At 48.2% G+C, this 18,332-nt stretch carries 17 protein-coding genes; 9 read left to right on the top strand and 8 right to left on the bottom strand.

Annotated features, from left to right (window positions below; genetic code table 11):
- Positions 1-6: 6 nt before the first annotated feature.
- From O9X78_RS13730 to O9X78_RS13765, 8 genes are all read right to left on the bottom strand, one after another.
- The gene (locus O9X78_RS13730) at positions 7-1,311 is read right to left on the bottom strand and encodes an efflux RND transporter periplasmic adaptor subunit (RefSeq protein ID WP_269620278.1); all 1,305 of its coding nucleotides are present in this window, start codon (positions 1,309-1,311) and stop codon (positions 7-9) included.
- 211 nt (positions 1,312-1,522) lie between these two features.
- Positions 1,523-3,109 carry a sulfite reductase subunit alpha gene (locus tag O9X78_RS13735; protein ID WP_269620279.1) on the bottom strand — a complete coding sequence of 529 codons (1,587 nt, stop codon included), beginning with the start codon at positions 3,107-3,109 and terminating at the stop codon, positions 1,523-1,525.
- Between the two features lie 31 nt (positions 3,110-3,140).
- On the bottom strand, positions 3,141-3,965 hold the full coding sequence (locus O9X78_RS13740; RefSeq protein ID WP_269620280.1) for a DUF4198 domain-containing protein: 825 nt from the start codon (positions 3,963-3,965) through the stop codon (positions 3,141-3,143).
- Positions 3,966-4,051: 86 nt separating this feature from the next.
- Positions 4,052-4,561 (bottom strand): DUF2271 domain-containing protein, encoded by a 510-nt coding sequence (locus O9X78_RS13745; protein WP_269620281.1) that lies wholly within the window; start codon positions 4,559-4,561, stop codon positions 4,052-4,054.
- 88 nt (positions 4,562-4,649) lie between these two features.
- Positions 4,650-5,270, bottom strand: coding sequence for a PepSY-associated TM helix domain-containing protein (locus O9X78_RS13750; RefSeq protein ID WP_269620282.1), 621 nt, complete (start codon positions 5,268-5,270; stop codon positions 4,650-4,652).
- A gap of 55 nt (positions 5,271-5,325) precedes the next feature.
- Positions 5,326-5,739 carry an ExbD/TolR family protein gene (locus O9X78_RS13755; RefSeq protein ID WP_269620283.1) on the bottom strand — a complete coding sequence of 138 codons (414 nt, stop codon included), beginning with the start codon at positions 5,737-5,739 and terminating at the stop codon, positions 5,326-5,328.
- 1 nt (position 5,740) lies between these two features.
- Positions 5,741-6,481, bottom strand: a complete 741-nt coding sequence (locus O9X78_RS13760) for a MotA/TolQ/ExbB proton channel family protein (RefSeq protein ID WP_269620284.1) — start codon at positions 6,479-6,481, stop codon at positions 5,741-5,743.
- A gap of 84 nt (positions 6,482-6,565) precedes the next feature.
- Positions 6,566-7,264 (bottom strand): energy transducer TonB, encoded by a 699-nt coding sequence (locus tag O9X78_RS13765; RefSeq protein ID WP_269620285.1) that lies wholly within the window; start codon positions 7,262-7,264, stop codon positions 6,566-6,568.
- 489 nt (positions 7,265-7,753) lie between these two features.
- Here O9X78_RS13765 and O9X78_RS13770 point away from each other — a divergent pair, with 489 nt between their 5' ends.
- The 9 genes from O9X78_RS13770 to O9X78_RS13810 all read left to right on the top strand — a co-directional run bounded on the left by O9X78_RS13770 (position 7,754) and on the right by O9X78_RS13810 (position 18,267).
- Entirely contained in the window at positions 7,754-9,214 is a 1,461-nt protein-coding gene (locus tag O9X78_RS13770; RefSeq protein ID WP_269620286.1) for a flavin-containing monooxygenase, read from the top strand.
- Between the two features lie 1,202 nt (positions 9,215-10,416).
- Positions 10,417-10,776, top strand: a complete 360-nt coding sequence (locus O9X78_RS13775) for a hypothetical protein (protein WP_269620287.1) — start codon at positions 10,417-10,419, stop codon at positions 10,774-10,776.
- Positions 10,777-10,912: 136 nt separating this feature from the next.
- Positions 10,913-12,397, top strand: a complete 1,485-nt coding sequence (locus tag O9X78_RS13780) for a DUF4034 domain-containing protein (protein ID WP_269620288.1) — start codon at positions 10,913-10,915, stop codon at positions 12,395-12,397.
- A gap of 64 nt (positions 12,398-12,461) precedes the next feature.
- Positions 12,462-13,058 (top strand): hypothetical protein, encoded by a 597-nt coding sequence (locus O9X78_RS13785; RefSeq protein ID WP_269620289.1) that lies wholly within the window; start codon positions 12,462-12,464, stop codon positions 13,056-13,058.
- A 28-nt stretch (positions 13,059-13,086) separates the two neighbouring features.
- Positions 13,087-13,329: a hypothetical protein gene (locus O9X78_RS13790; protein ID WP_269620290.1), complete on the top strand. Its 243-nt coding sequence runs from the start codon at positions 13,087-13,089 to the stop codon at positions 13,327-13,329.
- Positions 13,330-13,600: 271 nt separating this feature from the next.
- Positions 13,601-13,999 carry a GFA family protein gene (locus O9X78_RS13795; RefSeq protein ID WP_269620291.1) on the top strand — a complete coding sequence of 133 codons (399 nt, stop codon included), beginning with the start codon at positions 13,601-13,603 and terminating at the stop codon, positions 13,997-13,999.
- Positions 14,000-14,089: 90 nt separating this feature from the next.
- Complete coding sequence (locus O9X78_RS13800; RefSeq protein WP_269620292.1) at positions 14,090-14,548, top strand: Rv1443c family protein; 459 nt, start codon at positions 14,090-14,092, stop codon at positions 14,546-14,548.
- Between the two features lie 291 nt (positions 14,549-14,839).
- Complete coding sequence (locus O9X78_RS13805; RefSeq protein ID WP_269620293.1) at positions 14,840-16,426, top strand: alkaline phosphatase; 1,587 nt, start codon at positions 14,840-14,842, stop codon at positions 16,424-16,426.
- An 11-nt stretch (positions 16,427-16,437) separates the two neighbouring features.
- On the top strand, positions 16,438-18,267 hold the full coding sequence (locus O9X78_RS13810; protein ID WP_269620294.1) for an alkaline phosphatase family protein: 1,830 nt from the start codon (positions 16,438-16,440) through the stop codon (positions 18,265-18,267).
- Positions 18,268-18,332 lie beyond the last annotated feature (65 nt).

Consider the following 18,332-nt stretch of genomic DNA (forward strand, 5'->3'; position numbering starts at 1 on the left):
CTGCGCCTAGTTATGTGGTTTTGGCGGGGGCACTGGCGTGCCATCACGATTCGGACGCGGCCCAATTGGCTTACCATCAGATCCTTTTGCGCCCTCGCGTGTGGGCATACCGTCAGGCTTTGGCAATCCCTCTGGCGGAAATCGTTTCTCCGCGACGGATGCGTCACCCTCAACAATGACTTCACGACCATCGCGAAGACGATCCAATCCCTCCAGCACCACCCGGTCACCAGTTTGCAAACCATCAGTTACCGCAACGCGATCACCATCAATAATGCCAGTGGTCACCTGACGAATGAAGGCCTTACTGTCTTCAACCACATAAACGTAGCTTCCCTGCGAGCCATGCTGAACCGCATCGGCAGGCACCGTTAATACATCATCAATGCTATTTAAGCGCAGGCGAACGTTTACAAATTGATTGGGGAATAGTGCGTTATCTTGGTTTTCAAACTCAGCTTTTACTCGGAGCGTACCAGTGGTGGTGTCGATCTGATTGTCCAACGTAAGCAGCTTTCCGGTGGCGATCACCGATTGTTCATTGCGATTTAAGGCTTCAACCCGCAAGACTTCACCGCTGTTAAACGCCTTCAGCAAAGCGGGCACCTCCACCTCGGACACGGTAAACAACACTGCTATCGGCTGGGTTTGAGTAATCGTCACTATGCCGTCGGTATCGTTGGCGGCAATTAAATTACCCGCATCAACCCGACGCAAACCTAAGCGACCGGAAATCGGCGCTTCAATTCGTGTCCATGACAATTGCAGCCGCGCGTCATCAACTTGCGCCTGCTGACTTTTGTTGGCGCCCTTGAGTTCGCGAACCAATGCAGCCTGGCTATCGAGCTTCTGACGAGCAATCGAATCTTCGGCATACAGTCCCTGATACAAATCCAAATCCACTTCCGCATTGGCGAGCTGGGCTTGATTTTGTTGCAGCTGTCCCTGAGCCTGATCAAGCTGCGCGCGATAGGGTGCTGGGTCGATTTCTGCCAGTAGGTCTCCCTTGGCAACCTCTGCCCCTTCAGTAAATTTAATACTATTCAGCACACCGGCAACTCGGCTGCGGACAATAACCGTATTCAGCGGCGTGACTGTACCGATGGAGCGAAGCTGCACATCAAGACCGCCCTTCTCAACCGGAACCACGCGCACCGACGTTGTTTGACCACCCCAACCCCGCCGCATCATGGGTTCTTGCGCTGGCGGCGTACGGCCAAGCAAATACCATATACCGACCACAAACATCAGCAATAAAACGACCCAGACTATAGCCTTCTGGGAACTACTCAAACGCGAGGAACTATTCATGTATCAAAAACCATTGCGAATACCACGGCGAGGAATAAAACGAGCAACGCAGCGCAGTGAAAAATCAGTATGTATGTTTAAACACAGCTACGGGAAAAACCCCTCGCTGAAAGTGCAAAAATCTGGATAAGTATACTCTCTAAACTAGCCGGGTTTATTTACGCAATGCCTAGGCAAACTGATGACAGAAAGCGAGGGCTCTACGCTACCCTCAATACACGTCTCGGCGATACAAACCCGCATCGTTTAAGGCATCTACTTCACGGCTGCCCAGAACCCGTCGCAATTGCTGATCTACACCTGCGGCCATACCGTGGCGACTGCCACAAACGTATATTGCCGCCCCCGTCGCCACCCAGGCTTTTATCGCTTCAGAGTTCGCAGGTATTGCGTCTTGAACATAGGCCGACTGCCGCGAGCAACGGGAAAAGGTCAAATCCACTCGCTTCAAAAATCCCCTGCTTTGCCACGCGGATATTTCATCTCTAAAAATACGATCTGTATCTGGGCCGCGCTCGCCAAACAATAACCAGTTGCTGCGACTGCCCGCCAACTCCCGCGCTTGCAGATGGGCGCGCAGACCAGCGAAACCCGATCCGTTACCAATCAAAATCATGGGGATATTCGACGCCGGCGCATGAAACAAGGGATTGCTGCGCAGCCGCAACATGATCGTATCTGCAGTATTCAAGCCTGCCCCAAGCCAGTGAGACGCCACGCCGGGCACGCCATCCGTAGACTGCATTCTCACCAACAAATCTAAACTGCCACGTTCCGGCGTTGACGCAATGGAGTATTCACGCTTGCTCAGTCGCGGCAGATTATCAACCCAATTAGCGATAGCCTGAGGATCTTCGCTGCCGGGGCCGCGTAAATCAGCGGCGCGTAAGTCCCGACTACGCAACTCATCAATTAATTTACCGGCTTGGTTTTCAACGCCTACGACAATATTCGCATCTAACTGGAACCGCGCCGCAAACGCCGCGCAACGCTCCACACTATTACGTGGAATGATTTCGGCAATATCACCCGCCCGCCAGAGCGGTACTGGTGCTTGCAAAATAGACAAGCCAGATTCTGGTGATGGGGTGAATGTTAAATGCACCAAGGGCTCGCCAAGGCTACCGGGATTTACAATACGGCGGTGATCTAATTGCCATGCTTGAAATTCACCCAGCGAGTCAGTTTCGACAACAGGAATAGCGTCTGCCCCAAATTCACTTAACTGCTGATTCCATCGCTGCATTACTTCTGCGGGATTATGAGCAGAATGACTATCCAACTCTAGGGGCGCACATATAGGCACTGCGCCCAGTGCAGATAAGCCACTGTGCAGCTTGTGCCCAAAGGCACAAAAATGTTGGTAGGCACTGTCGCCTAAGGCAAGCACCGCAAATTTTAAATGCGAAAGCTGCACGGACTGATGATGTAAATACGTTCTCGCGAAGCGAACACCATTGTCTGGCGGCTCCCCTTCGCCGTAGGTGCTGGCAATAAAAAACGCATGATCTGTTGTGGCTAACACCGCGTCATTCACCCGATCTAAAGGTAGCATTCGCACCCGACCCGACGCCGCCAAAGCACTGGCACTCTGCTGCGCCAAGGATAAGGCAAAACCGCTCTGACTCGCATAAGCGACGAGCAGCGAAACACCAGAATCACGCTCATTGACCGAACTAGCGATGAATGTCGATTCACCGCTACTACGTCGTCGGCACTGCCAAAAGCAATACACGCAGAACAGCGCGTATAGGCCCGTAACAGCAAAGACAAATACAGATCGCTCAATAGGCGTCATATCAGCGCTACCGTTTTACGCTAACAGCGGCTTACTGAGGCAGCACTTCTAAGGTTGCCGAATAACTACCCTGACGCGTGGTCGCCGGTGCTGGCGCCTTATCATCTTGATATTCAGCTTCTAGCCAGTAACGTCCTGCGGACGGCCATTCAATACTCACCACACCTTTACCATCACTTTGTACTTTAATTTCGTTGGGACTGTTGCGGTAGCGCGAGCCATCTGGAATAACCGTAACCTCAACACCCTCAGCGGGCTTGCCATCGATAAAAAAACGAAACTCTGCTTTTTCACCCGCAAATAAATCATTGGGATGGGTAATCGGCTGTAGCTCCAGACCGGCGTTTTGCAAAGCAAACACGGTTTTATTCGGCTGCCCAGCGGTGACGAAGGTTTCCATGCGACGTGATGACTGACTAACCTGCAAATTCTTGGCGTTTTTAGGTACTGCTTTTTTAAACTCTTCTGGCGCTGGCGTTTCACCGCGACCAGGCCAAAAACCACGCTTACCGTCTTCTGTTTCCCAACGCGCTCGCAAACCACTACTGGCACTGAATACCTTGTAAGTTCCTTCTTTGTTCAGCTCCAAATCAAAACTGCTGCGGTATTTACCCGTGTGCGGATTTTGCAAGCTGACCTCTTTGCCATCGGGACCGATTGCCTTCATACCATTGAGACGCATCGGCGCGTGATCGGTGTAGAAAATGTCATTAGACACCGCGGCGTCAAAGGTCACCCACGCATTTTCACCTGACAATACAGTAGCAGCGGGCAATACCCAGGCGCGGTGCGCATTCGCCGCCAGCGGAAGTGACAATGCTAATATTGCGATAAATGGGAATTTTGATTTCATCATATTGGTCACCCGTTTTTAAAATTCAGTTTTTAACAATCTTTTTTAAACACGTTTAGGATTACTGCGCAGTCAACACGTGAGACACACTAAGGCGCGAGCTGCAGGACAATTTTCCCCAGCTCAGAATGACCCTGCGTTTCTAATGTTTGCGCAGAATGTGCCGGCCATTGAAAAGGAATTTTTAACAATTCTCGGCCACCCACTTCGCGAGCAGCTTCAACATATAACTTGTAATTACCGCTGGCTAAATCCTTTGCCACCTTGCTGGTATCAATACTGTAAACACCGGGCTGCTGAGTCGCCCCAGTCACGCCGTCAACCGGCATATCCAAACTGCGGCCACTGCGCCTCCACCACTGACGCATGTCCTTCAACCACTGTTCACCCTTGTCATCAGCCTTATCTAGCTGATACCACACCGCCAGATTAGTCACGTCGCCACTGTCGTCATTTTGCAACCATGCAGCGACATAGGGACGATGATATTCCGCCACGTCTATTTGTGGCAGCTCAACTGACAACGCCAGCTCTGAGGCCTGCGTCGCACTCGCCAACACCACGCCCGACAAGCTTATTGCCGCTAATATTTTAATCACTCACATCACCTCCACTGCTGGTTCCTATAAACGGCGGCTCTATTAACAAAGGCTGCGCCATCAATAGAATCCGTCCAAATAAAATTAATTAATGAACAAATAAAATAAGTAAGATCACCGGAATAACCAATCCTAAGACCACCATCGGCCACGTCGTCGGCCTACTTCCTGCATGACGTTGCAATAGCAACAAGCCGGAAACACAAAACACCACACATGCAACAGCGAATCCGTCGATAAACAAGCTCCATGCCATGCCGGTATCTCGGCCTTTATGAAGATCATTTAAGTAAGCTATCCAGCCGCGAGTAGTGCGCTCGTAAATCACATGGCCGCTCGCAAGATCTACACTTAACCATGCATCGCCACCCGGCCGTGGTAGGGCGAGATACACATCATCTTCACTCCACTCGCCGCGCAACGACGCCGGAATATATAAACCTAATTCGGTTTGCAGCCACCCGCGCAATTCAACGCTCAATGGCGCCTTGTCAGTGATTGGTATTTCAATGGCGTCTAACATCACCGCCGGTAATACCGCCTCTAATTCCGTGACTACCGGCGTAGCTGGAATAATCGCCGCATGGTTCAAGGTGATACCGGTAGCGGCAAACAACAGCATTCCAACCAGGCACAACGCAGAACTTATCCAATGCCATTGACGCAATGAACCTATATGCCACGGACGAGGACGACGGATTAACGACATAGATCAACCACCAAGCGCAGTGCACTCATTTCACGTTTACGACATGCCATTTGTTTTAACTTTCCGGTTCGCTAACAAAACCCAGCTTCAAAATACCGGCGCGCTGTACGGCGGACATCACCTTTAAAACGTGCTCATAGCTGACGCTACGATCACCACGAATATGAACTTCAGGCTGAACAGGGCTAGCCGCCGCGACGAGCAAACGCTGTTCAAGACTGTCCATGGTCAATTCGGTTTTATCCCAGTGAATAACACCATCGGCACCAATCGACAGGACTACCGCATTGGGTTTTATGTCATTAGGCGTGTTGTCGGCGCGGGGTAAATCCACTTTTACCGAGTTGGTAATAACCGGCACTGTAATAATAAAAATAATCAACAACACCAACATAACGTCAACGAGCGGCGTCATATTGATCTCACTCATTACCTCATCGTCTTCATCCAAGCCGCCACCAAATGACACGTCAAACGACCTCGCTGTGCTTTTGCTGAGCTTTAAGCAAACTGCTCACACTGCTGTCATTATTGCGATTTGCAGGTGCGGCACCGGTAATTAAATAGGCGTGCAACTGGTGAGCAAAGCGATGGAGTTTGCTAACAATCGCCTTATTGCCACGAGCAAGGGTGTTGTAAGCCAGCACCGCAGGTATCGCAACCGCCAAACCAAAGGCCGTCATGATGAGTGCTTCACCCACCGGGCCAGCCACCTTGTCGATACCTGCCTGACCGGAGACACCAATACCAACCAAGGCATGGTAAATACCCCAAACAGTGCCAAACAAACCCACAAACGGTGCCGTAGAACCCACCGATGCCAGCACCGCCAATCCCCTTTGCAAACCCTCTCGACTCTCATCGATAGAACCCTTTAGGCAGGCGGTTAACCATTCAGCCAAAGGTAAATTGCCGTGCAAATCGGCCTTGTGATTTACGTGGTGATCTAAGCCAGACTGCCCCTCTTCCGCGAGCAAGCGAAACGGGTTATCAGCTTGGTTGCCCAGCATGTGCAAACCTTCGGCAAAGCTCTTGGCATGCCAAAAATCGCCCAAGGCGCGCACTGGTTTACGTAAGCGAAATAGCCGCCAAGAGCGAACAACTATCACATACCAAGAGGCCACTGACATCGCTAACAACATCAGCGCCACCACCTTGATGACCGCGTCGCCCTGCATCCAGAGCGCTTCTACACCGTAGGGGTTTTCCATAAAACAACTTCCTCAACTTCGTATTCACGACCGCCACAGCGGCGCTAAAAATGATTTCTATCAATCGGCCAATTGAACATTTACTTATTGATTCAAGGAGAATTCCAAAGGCTGCACATACCAGTAAGGAATCGCCTCATCACCTCGCTTGGCGGGTAAATAGCGCCAGCGCTTTACTGCCTTGATTGCGGTTTTGTCTAAGCGCTCAAAACCACTGGATTTCTTCAATCTCACCTCACCCACGGCACCCGTCGGCAAAATCAGTAACTCCAACAGCACAACACCCTCTTCTTTCAAGCGCCGAGATATCGTTGGGTACGCCGGTGCCGGGTTATTCAGCGGATTTGCATCGTGCCTAGGCGGCGTAATCGGCGCACCCAATGCGCTATTGTCCTCCTCCGCCACCCGCGCAGATTTTGGCGCCGGTGGCGGCGGAGTGTGCTCCTCTGCAAGCGGCTTCTGACTGATCGCCTTCTCTGATGGCGGCGCCTTTGGCAGCGGTGGCTGTTTCTGCTTTGGTTTTGGTAACGGCTTTGGCAGCGGTTTGGGTAAAGGCTTGGGGCGCGGCTGAGGCTGTTCGGGTGTTTTTTCCGGCGGCGGCGTTTTTTTCGCACTCGGTATTTGCACCGCCTCGGCCGGTGGCGCAGGAATAATGACACCCTGAATACTGGGCATCACCAATTGCTTATTGTCAGGCGACGGGAGCAACACCACTGCGGCAATAGCGCCGCCGTGAAGAGAAAGCACCAATAAAAATCCAATCCACGATTCCCGCCCTTTCATCGCCACGACCTTTGGCTTAAGGAGACCTCAGTAATGCACGAAGACGACACCATCACCAAGACACAGCTGGAGCCATACGCTAAACACGCGTCTCCAACAGTAAATTGCCCGTTCACCATGCCCATGTATCACTTAAATTCCGTGGTTTTAATCCAGAAACGGCGCACAAAACCAGCAGCGCCATCGTCAAAGCGCAAGATTACATTAAACGATAATGATTATCAAAGACTAATGAGAAACAGTTTTATTACGTTTTGAGTATCAAGAAAGACCAGCAATGTTGCGGAATAACCAATACATCCAATAGACGCTACAAGACCGTAGGATTATTCAGTGTATTTTTGTCCCACCACGTCTTATGCTCACGGCTTGAGTTTGGGGCGTAAGGCTTTGCAATAAGACAGTTAGCACTTCACAAACAAAGCGTTCAATAGATGACCACAACAAGTGAGCGCTCACACGAACGATAAAAAAATAATAAGGAAGGCAATGAAGAGATTAGATGTTGTTATTTTAGGCGCGGGTATGTCCGGCTTATGCATGGCAATTAAGCTTCGTGAAGCTGGAATTAATCGCTTTGAAATCATCGAGAAAAACAGCGACGTCGGTGGCACTTGGCACGAGAACACCTACCCCGGTGCATGTTGCGATGTGCCATCAACGCTCTACAGCTTTTCCTTCGAACCCAATCCAGACTGGAGCCGCACCTACTCGCCGCAAATAGAAATCAAACGCTATTTTGAGCACTGTGCAGACACGTATGCATTGCGCCCACATATCCGTTTTAATTGCGAGGCGGTGAGTGCTGACTATCAACAAGATGACGGCCACTGGATTGTGACCCTCGCAAACGGCGAGCAATTGTGTAGCCGCATATTAATTTCTGGCATCGGCCAATTAAACAGACCCAACATCCCCCACTTTGACGGCGCGGAGCAATTTAAAGGCGAAGCCTTCCACTCAGCCCGATGGAACCATGACCTAGATTTAAACGGCAAACGCATTGCCGTGATTGGCAGCGCAGCCAGTGCTATTCAGCTAATCCCCCACTTAGCAAAACAAGCAGAACAACTATACGTCTACCAGCGCAGCGCAAGTTACATCATTCCGCGAGGTGACAAAGCCTACTCCGCGACAGCAAAACGTCTTTTTAGAAAATTTCCGTGGACACAAAAAGTGCTGCGGCTGTATTACTACCTGCGACAAGATTACTTCACCTTCGGCGCTATGCTCGCAGGCTCGCTCCGGGGCAAAATTATAAAATGGATGACAAGCCAATACCTTAACGCCAGTATCAGTAATCCAGACCTACGTGCTGTATTACGCCCGGACTACCCCCTAGGCTGTAAACGAGTATTGGTCAGCGACGACTTTTATCAAGCCTTTGAAGAAGACGGCGCAGAAGTGGTTACATCACCGATTAGTGGCATGAACTCAGAAGGAGTAATCACTAACGACAGCATTAAGCGTCCCGTCGACGTCATTGTGTATGCAACCGGCTTTCAGGCCACAGATTTTTTAGTGCCACTAATAGTCCATGGTGAAAACGGCGTGGAACTCAATGCCGTATGGCGAGGCGGCGCCGAAGCCCATCGCGGCGTTGCCCTAGCGGGCTTCCCCAATTTTTATATGCTGTATGGACCCAACACCAACCTAGGCCACAGCTCCATTATCTATATGGTAGAGAAGCAAGTGGGTTACCTAATGCAATGCATTACAAAAACCCTCAAAGAAGACCTGCGCAGCCTTCAGCCAACAACTGGCGCACAGCAAGCGTTTAACACGCGAATGCAAAGCGCCTTAGCTGATACGGTTTGGGGCGGCGACTGCGGCAGCTGGTACAAAAACGCATCCGGCAAAATCATCAACAACTGGCCCTACACCACAACGCGCTTTGGCCGTGAAATGAAAACGGTTGATTTTGATGAGTATCAGCAAGAGCGGGGTTAAGAGCACCCCTCACCGCCACGCTATATAGTGATAATGCCTCGTTAGTATTCTTTATCCTCTCACCACGAAGAGATACGGCCAATAGAGCCACTGCTGAAATGGCGTGTGGACATTTGCAGGAAAAATGCTTAAATGGGGCAGGAAGGTGCACGTGATCACCACGCGACAATAGGGAAATACCGGAAATGGATCAGATGACTAAGGATGGTTGGTCTTCAATGGCTACACTAGTTACAGGTGTTCTAAAAACAATCCCCAATAATAGATGCCACCACCGCAAAGCGGCTCAGTCCAACAGACATTTATATGTCGTGCTGCACGCAACAGATAAACGCTAAGTAGTTATACGGCATGAGACCTCTCTTCTACTTAAAAATCGCCTTCTTATTTGGCTGTGCAGTTACGCCAAACGAAAACAGCATGAGTCGATATTTGCACCAAGGCTGCTGGCAATATACTACCGAGCAAGTACCTGGCATCCTGAATGTCTTGCATCTATGCGTAAGTGACGGTATTGCACGAATGGAAATTTATTACCCGAACAGATCGGCCGGGCAAAACGGACAATCAACCATATGCAGGCAAGCTGGAGTGGCTACGAAACGGAATGATTCACAGTTGTCAATCTCCCTCAGTCAAGGTAAATGTGAAAATGGAAGAGAATTGCAACCGTTCAATTTGGATTGCGAGGTTGGCAATACACTTAATTGCAGAGATCGCGAATATTTCCTTACTTTTCGCCGTAGCAATGCCGTATAACAATCGCAAACACAGTGAAACTGTAAGCGGCACTGCGTACCACATCGCGCGTGTTGCGAGTCGTTATGAGGCTAATCAAGTGAGAAGAATGTTCTCATGAAGGTCAAGTATCGGAACTTCAGGCGTCTTACTGATGCAGGTGCAATTGGTAGTGACTTGGAAAGCATGGGAATTCTTTCGCTTGTCCTTTTCATTTGTTTGGGGCTGGCCTTCCATCTGGGAGAAAGTCCGGTATTTTGTGCAATCCTTTTAGTTACTTCAGTGGTCTGCTTCATCCCAATTGTGTTGAGTTTACTAGGGCTCTTTTCAGGCGCTACCAATGAATAGCTTCAGGATGGCGGTGGTAGAGCCTAATAACCAGTACATGCAGTTGCCGCTAAAAAGCGCTGCGGGTATGCTTATTGTCTGCCCGTGGCGTTTAGCGTTAAACCTATGGTGATGTTATGGCGCTGGGATTAAGCAATAAAATGGGCTGGAAGCTCTATTTTGTGTTTTATGTGTCGCTAGTTTCTTCAGAGATAGGGATAGATAACATTGGCGGCGCTGGTACGCTCCTATGTATTCTCAAGACTACATTTTCTGTGGCGTTTGCGTTCCCGCTGCTCTGCTTCGCTTTCGACAAGACTTTAGTATCAAAGAAACTCGCTGGGATAATTTTTTACATCAGCGCATTTTGGTGGGTCTACGTTCTTGCTGGAACGGGGAATTCAATGAATAGTTTGATCATGGCTGCGTTTATCATAGTGTTGTACGCGCCGGGCTTTGTAGCTATAAATCACTATAGAAGGGTGTCTAATGCATAAAGGTTTATGCAAGACCAGGCAAGCCGACACACTTTTCAAAGCGCGCTATATTTATGCGAGTCAAAGCACACTGACGCTGAATTCCACACCACCCATTGAAACTAAAATCTAATCAATTTTTAAACGAGAATTAAATATGATAGTAAAAATAATTAAAACCTCCTTGATTATATTTATGCTTGGGGGGTGTGCTTCCCAGTATGGACCGAAAAGTATCAATGGCGGATATTCCGACGAGCAGATAAATCAAACCACGTATTTCATAAGGTATGACGGATCACCTTTAGCGGGTCCACTAGCAAGTGACAATGGCTTGTCCGCACTCTGGAATAAGAGAGCAAAAGAGCTATGTGGAGGCGATGACTTTTACAAGGATACAAAATCATTACGAATTGACGGCTTTGGGAATGAGTCCTCTATTGGAACACCAACGATATACGGGGTGGCGTACTGCAACAACAAAATCACTGACACTAGAAATCAAAACCCAGACGAAAATTTCACAGATTATATAAATTTACCCTATGAAATATTTAATTATAAAGAGATATCACCATTATGGGATCTTTTAATTGATGATAAATATCAAGAGTTAGAAAATATTACTGATAACCTTCTATCTCAACTCAATGAAAATGAAATTTCTGGCATCCTAAACACCTTCTCGAGAATAAACCCTATTGCCCAAGACCACCTAAGCGAATGGGTTGATTCACAGCCAGATTCTTTTATCGCCTTGTATTCTCGCTCGCTCTTTTATCATCATTATTCGTGGTTCAAGCGCGGCAATAAGTTGTGGAATGATGTTACAGAAGAACAACGAGCTGGATTAAAAAAATATAGGGATCTAGCCATACGTGACTTAGATAAGGCGTTAAACTTGAATCCTAAGTTCTGCCCAGCGCACACGCTAAAACTTCAAATTTATACTACTGTAAAATCAGCAAAGGGGGCTGGCTTTGAAGAGATTTATAGAACAGCAGAATCTGAATGCCCAAAATCGATAGCTGTTCGAGAGGCTTATTTAAGATATTTACTGCCACGATGGAGTGGATCAAATGCAGAAATGGCCAACTTCATATACAAATCAAAAAAGGATGACGAATTATTTGGCGCCCTAGAAGCACTGTACTTAGCTGAAGAGGGCGACCAGCTTCGATTTAAAGATAATTTTGACCAAGCCTTAGAAAAATATAACAAGGCGCTAGCTATCGGAACTTTCTCACAAATATACGCATATCGAGCTTCCACTTTAGAAAATCTAAGTCGCTACGTAGACGCTGTTAATGACTTGAAAGAAGCAATAAATCTAAGCCCATACAATGATTCCGCCTATGAAGCGTTAACTAGGATTTTCCTGAAACAAAACGACTTTGTTGGCGCACTTATCGCGTCATCTTATTTAACAACGATGAATAATCAGTCCCCTAATAGCTTTGAAACCAAAGGGAATATATTTTATTTAATGCGAAGATATGAAGATGCCTTGGTAAGTTACAGAAAGGCCGCCATTCTATCATCAGACAAGGCAATTTATCTTCACAAAATAAAAATGGCTGAATATCAGATTAATATAAGGCAAGACCAGAAAAACACAGAGGATAAATCTCAATCCATATAGCACTATCAAGTCAAGCAAGAAGAGCACTGAATGCTGCCCTTCTTGTGAGGTTAACGTTAAACCTATGAATGAAAGATCCCACCACAATACTAGCTGGAATTATTTTTTAGCTCTTGAGGGCGACATTGAAAGAGTCGCTAGATACATAGAGCTGAATGAAGATAACTTTAAAACGTATTCTATTGAACTGGCTAGATTGCTAATGGCGTCTTGCGCTGAAATAGATGTTATTTTTAAGGGGGTAAGCCAGTATATTAACCCAGAATCGACAGCAAACAATATCACTGACTATACAAGAATAATTTTTGATCACTACCCAGAACTTAATTTAACAACGATAATTTCCCCTAGATACAGGTTAAATTTCAAACCGTTTTCTTGTTGGTCCAAGTCTCACGCCCCAGATTGGTGGACTGCAAATAATAAAATCAAGCATAAGCGAGACACCTACTTTCATTTGGCAAATCTAGGGAACTGCCTTAATGCGATTGCTGCGCTGTTTTGGCTTAATATCCAGTCAAATCATCAAATTCACTGCGCTTACGCTAAATCATTTGGTGGTCACTTAGCGCCACCAGAATTAAAATATACTTTTAGCAATTTAACTCCTCCATCTACTCTATTTCAATTAAATGAGCCATGGCTATACTTCCGTGATTAATACTAACTAGCCGTTATAGGGTATGAGAATGAAGATAGGAATAATACTTTGCTTAGGTTGGGCATTAATCCATTTATTTAAAAAGCTAGGTATGGAGCAATTACCTTGCGGCTTATTAGCCGGCTTACTTGCAAGTATCATAGTAAATGTTGCGTTCTTTTTTATGGGTGAGCCAGTAGTTAATGTGATTCTGTCAGTAATAGGCTTTACAACAATGGCTGTAGTATATGGCTTCTTTGCTAGCCGTAAGATCTATGGACGTTCCGGTTGATTCCGGGATACCGGCGCAAAACAGTTTAATCCACGCGACGCTTTGCGCAAATACTTAAAGTGGACGCGTTTCAGGGATAAAGTAATGCTCTTATGCATATTAGAACAGTCGTTGAGTAAAGAGTTTTAAGAATATTTAAGCTCTAATCACTACGAACCTAGATCACTTCATTCAGCTAAAATTAAAGATTAACCAAACTACAGGGTCTCGTCTTGCCGAAACTCCAGTACATTAAGCAAATGAAAATCCAACCCACAAAAAAGGATAAATTATGAAAGGAAAATGCCTTTGCGAATCCGTCACCATAGAGTCAGACGATGTAGCTGAATTTGAAGCATGCCATTGCAGCATGTGTCGTCGCTGGGGAGGCGGCCCTCTTCTGGCGGTGCACTGTGGTTCGAATATCAGTATTACTGGCAAGGATTCAGTCAGCGTTTATGAATCTTCCGAGTGGGCTGAGCGATCTTTTTGTAGTCATTGCGGCACCCATTTGTATTATCACCTCAAGCCAACTGATGAGTATATTGTCCCCCTAGGTTTATTTAGCGAGGAATCGAGCATCAGTTTTAAACGGCAGATATTTATTGATCAGAAGCCGAGTTCTTACGAATTCTCAAACCAAACAGAAAATTTGACTGAACAGCAGGTCTTCGACAGCTTTGGCGTTTAGAGCCTACATAGTAAGGCGTTGCTGTCGCCGCAGTCACCGCCGCGATATCCTGCAGTAACTGTGGCAAGGTCGTATTAGCCAAGAACACACATGAAGTACACAATACGAAATTCAACTCACCTTACTGCGTCCAAAAACGATGTTTGGCAGTGGATTACGTCCATCGACGGAATATCGAAAGAGATGTCTCCGTATTTGCGCATGTCTTCACCTCGCGGGGTTACGAGTTTAGCGACAATTGATTTTACGCCGGGAAAAAGACTGTTTAGGAGTTGGATTTGCTTCTTAAAGATCCTACCAATTGACTACTCCGACTTAACTCTGCAAAGCCTTGATGAGGGCCTTGGCTTTGTAGAGCAATCAAAAATGGGATCTATGCGCTCATGGCGGCATGTGCGCACCATAAGCCCGGATAAAGAGGGATGCGTATTAACGGATGAGGTGTCATTTGAGCCCAAGTTCGCAGGGCCTATACTCAGTAAACTAATAGCGGCCTTTTTTAACCACAGGCATCGCCGCTTAAGTAAATACCTCGCTGCTTGCAAATAGCTTCACCCAGTGAGCAGCGCTTCCCACAAAGCGTGTATACGCCCTATTCAGCGCTAGACTGCTGGCAATGCAGTCTACTAACAATAAAAAAGCAAATGTCGTGTGGCTATTGGCGCTGTCACATTATCGTCTTAAAACTTCAATATAAGCGCAATCAAACTGTAAGGCTAAGGCTCTAGTCTTTGTGCCGGTAAGTGGATCTATGTGCCACTGCTCTTTTGTTTCCGGGATCTCACCCAAGCACAACATACCTATATAGGAAAATTCATTTTCCAGACCAGGAGCCTTCAAATGCGTATAAAGACCGCCATATTGTCAGGAGTACTGCCAATCGCACTAGCGTCACACGCTGTTGCTGCAGTACTACCCGCTAATCAATCTACCAGTCCGTGGTATACCGATGCGGCGACAAGCACCAACTCCAAAGCCACGGCTACAACACCCACTAAGGCAAAAAATGTCATCTTGTTTGTGGGTGATGGCATGGGGGTTTCTACCCTTACCGCCGCGCGAATTTTACAGGGCCAACAAAACGGCCAACCCGGAGAAGAAGGCTATTTAAGCTTTGAAACCTTTCCCCATACAGCCTTAGTTAAAACTTATAACGTAGACGCACAAACACCAGATTCTGCCGGCACCATGACGGCAATGATGTCTGGCGTAAAAAGCGACGCCGGTGTGCTTGGCGTATCCGAGGATATTGAGCGCGGCGACTGCAGCACCGTTAGCGGCAACGAATTGATCACCGCCATTGAGCTTGCCGAAATCAAGGGTATGTCTACCGGCATTATCTCTACCGCGAGGATTACCCACGCGACACCCGCTGCGGCTTATGCGAAATCAGCGGATCGCAACTGGGAAGATGATGGCGACATGCCTGCTGCTGCCAAAGCGGCTGGCTGTGAAGACATCGCGTCTCAACTCGTTAATTTTGAACCCAATCTAGAAGCGCGCATGGAAGGCAAAGACGTCGACGGTTTAGACGTGGTGATGGGCGGCGGTCGTCGCAGCTTCTTGCCAAAAGATGCCGCGTTTAACAGCAACGATGCGGTTAGCTCGGTAGAAGGTGATCGCACCGATGGTCGCGATCTAACCGCCGAATGGAAAACGCGCTACCCAAATGGCAGCTATGTGTTTGATCAAAGCAGTTTCGATGCGGTAAACGCGAGCACAACAAGTAAGCTGTTTGGCCTGTTCAATGAGTCGCATATGCAGTACGAAAAAGATCGTGGCAATGACGTTGCCGGCGAACCTTCGCTGACTGAGATGACAAGTAAAGCTATCGACATCCTCGATAACAATAGCAACGGCTATTTACTAGTGGTGGAGTCAGGCCGCATTGATCACGGCCATCACGCTGGCAGTGCGTATAGCGCGCTTACTGATACCATTGAATTGTCGAACGCCGTTAAAGCAGCCGTTGACGCAACCAACCCAGATGAAACATTGATTCTGGTCACCGCCGATCACAGCCACGTATTTACCATTGCGGGCTACCCTAAGCGCGGCAACCCGATACTAGGCAAAGTGGTTAACGTTGGTGAAGATACACCCACAACCGCAGCAGACGGCATGCCCTACACCACCGTTGGCTATGCAAATGGTCTTGGCTTTCATGACCTAGGCTCTGAAACCGATGCTGACGCGGTTTACTCTGCAGGTATTCAAGCAGGTCGTGCAGATTTAAGCAGCGTAGACACTGAATCATCCGGTTTTCATCAAGAAGCGCTGATTCCACTGGAATCTGAAACCCATGCCGGTGAAGATATCAGCCTTCACGCACGCGGCCCCGGCTCACAATTTGTTCACGGCGTTGTCGAGCAGAACGTGGTATTCCATCTGATCAATCAAGCCCTCGATCTGTTGGCCAGCGAATAAGGAGAACGACAATGAAGCAATTTAAAATAGCATTACTAAGCGCCGCGATAGCTGGCCTAACAGCCTGTGGTGGCGACGATGGCCGCAATGGCGTAAACGGTACTGATGGTGCAAACGGCAATAACGGTGTAAATAGCCTGATCAACCAAACCCAACTTGCGGCTGGTGATAGCAATTGCCCCGGCGGCGGCATTCAGTTCGATAGCGGCGCGGACACCAACAGCAATGGCAACTTAGAAAGCAGTGAAATCACCGACACCAAATTTGTTTGTGAACCCTATACTGCACCAGCGCAGACAGACCTGATAGGCCAAACCAAGAACAATACCTGGTTCGCCGATGCACAAGCCAAGGTCGCGACAGCAACGCAACCTAACTTGACTCGCGGCGCAGCCAAGAACGTTATCTTGTTTGTTGGCGACGGCATGGGTATTTCCACCGTGACCGCAGCACGTATATTAGAAGGCCAGCTCAACGGCGAACTCGGTGAAGAGCATAACCTGAGCTTCGATCTATTCCCCTACAGCGGCTTGGCAAAAACCTATAACGTAGATGCGCAAACACCAGACTCTGCTGGCACCATGAGCGCGATCATGAGCGGTGTTAAAACCGACGTCGGTGTTATTGGCGTAAACGAAAACATTGTACGCGGCGATTGCACCACCGTTGCTGGCAATGAATTAGTGACCGCACTTGAACTGGCAGAAATTGCAGGTAAATCTACCGGCGTACTTTCTACCGCACGTATCACCCACGCAACGCCAGCGGCGACCTATGCTAAATCTGCTGACCGTAATTGGGAAGACGACGGCGATATGCCCGCCGCCGCTAAAACCGCTGGTTGCGAAGATATTGCCTCTCAGTTGATTAACTTTGAGCCCAATCTTGAAGCCCGTATTGGCGGCATCAATGTTGATGGTATCGACGTGGTTATGGGTGGCGGTCGTCGCAGCTTTTTACCAAAAGACGCCGCATTCAATAGCCCAGATGCAGTGAGTAGTGTTGAAGGTGATCGTACCGATGGTCGCGACCTCACCGCAGAATGGAAAACCCGCTACCCCGCCGGCAACTACATTTTTGATAAAACTGGCTTCAACGCGATTAACACTGAAACCACCACAAAAGTGCTGGGCTTATTTAATGAATCGCATATGCAGTACGAAGCAGATCGCAAAAACGACGTTGCGGGTGAACCGTCGCTACGCGATATGACAGAGAAAGCCATCAAGGTCTTGGATAATAACGACAAGGGCTTTTTCTTAATGGTTGAATCTGGTCGTATTGACCATGCTCACCATGCGGGTAATGCCTACAACGCTCTTACCGACACCGTGGAGCTATCTGAGGCCGTTGCCAAAGCGGTTGAGTTAACCAATAGCGACGACACGCTCATCATCGTCACCGCTGACCACAGTCACGTGTTTACCATTGCGGGTTACCCAAAACGCGGCAACCCAATTTTGGGTAAAGTCGTGGGTATTGGGTCTAACTCTCCGGCTCTAGCTGCCGATGGCATGCCCTACACCACACTGGGTTATACCAATGGTCTGGGCTTCCGCGACCTTGGTGACGAGACCGACGCCGACGAGGGTTACAACTCCCCTATCGATGCTGGTCGCCAAGACCTTTTGCTAGTCGATACGCAATCACCGGGCTTCCACCAAGAAACATTGATACCACTTGGTTCAGAAACCCACGCGGGTGAAGACGTTGGTATTTATGCGAAGGGCCCAGGTGCAGCGTTAGTGAGCGGCACCAATGAGCAAAACGTGATTTTTCATGTAATGGACTACGCGGCAGACCTTGTTAATAAAGCTAATAGCAATCAAGTCGCGCCATAAAAATCAATAATAACTAGATCTAGCTTGTGGCGTCGCTTGCGGGCGGCGCCATTATTATTGAATAG

The sequence above is a fragment of the Zhongshania aquatica genome, from assembly GCF_027257955.1.
GTDB classification, from domain to species: Bacteria; Pseudomonadota; Gammaproteobacteria; order Pseudomonadales; family Spongiibacteraceae; genus Spongiibacter; species Spongiibacter aquatica.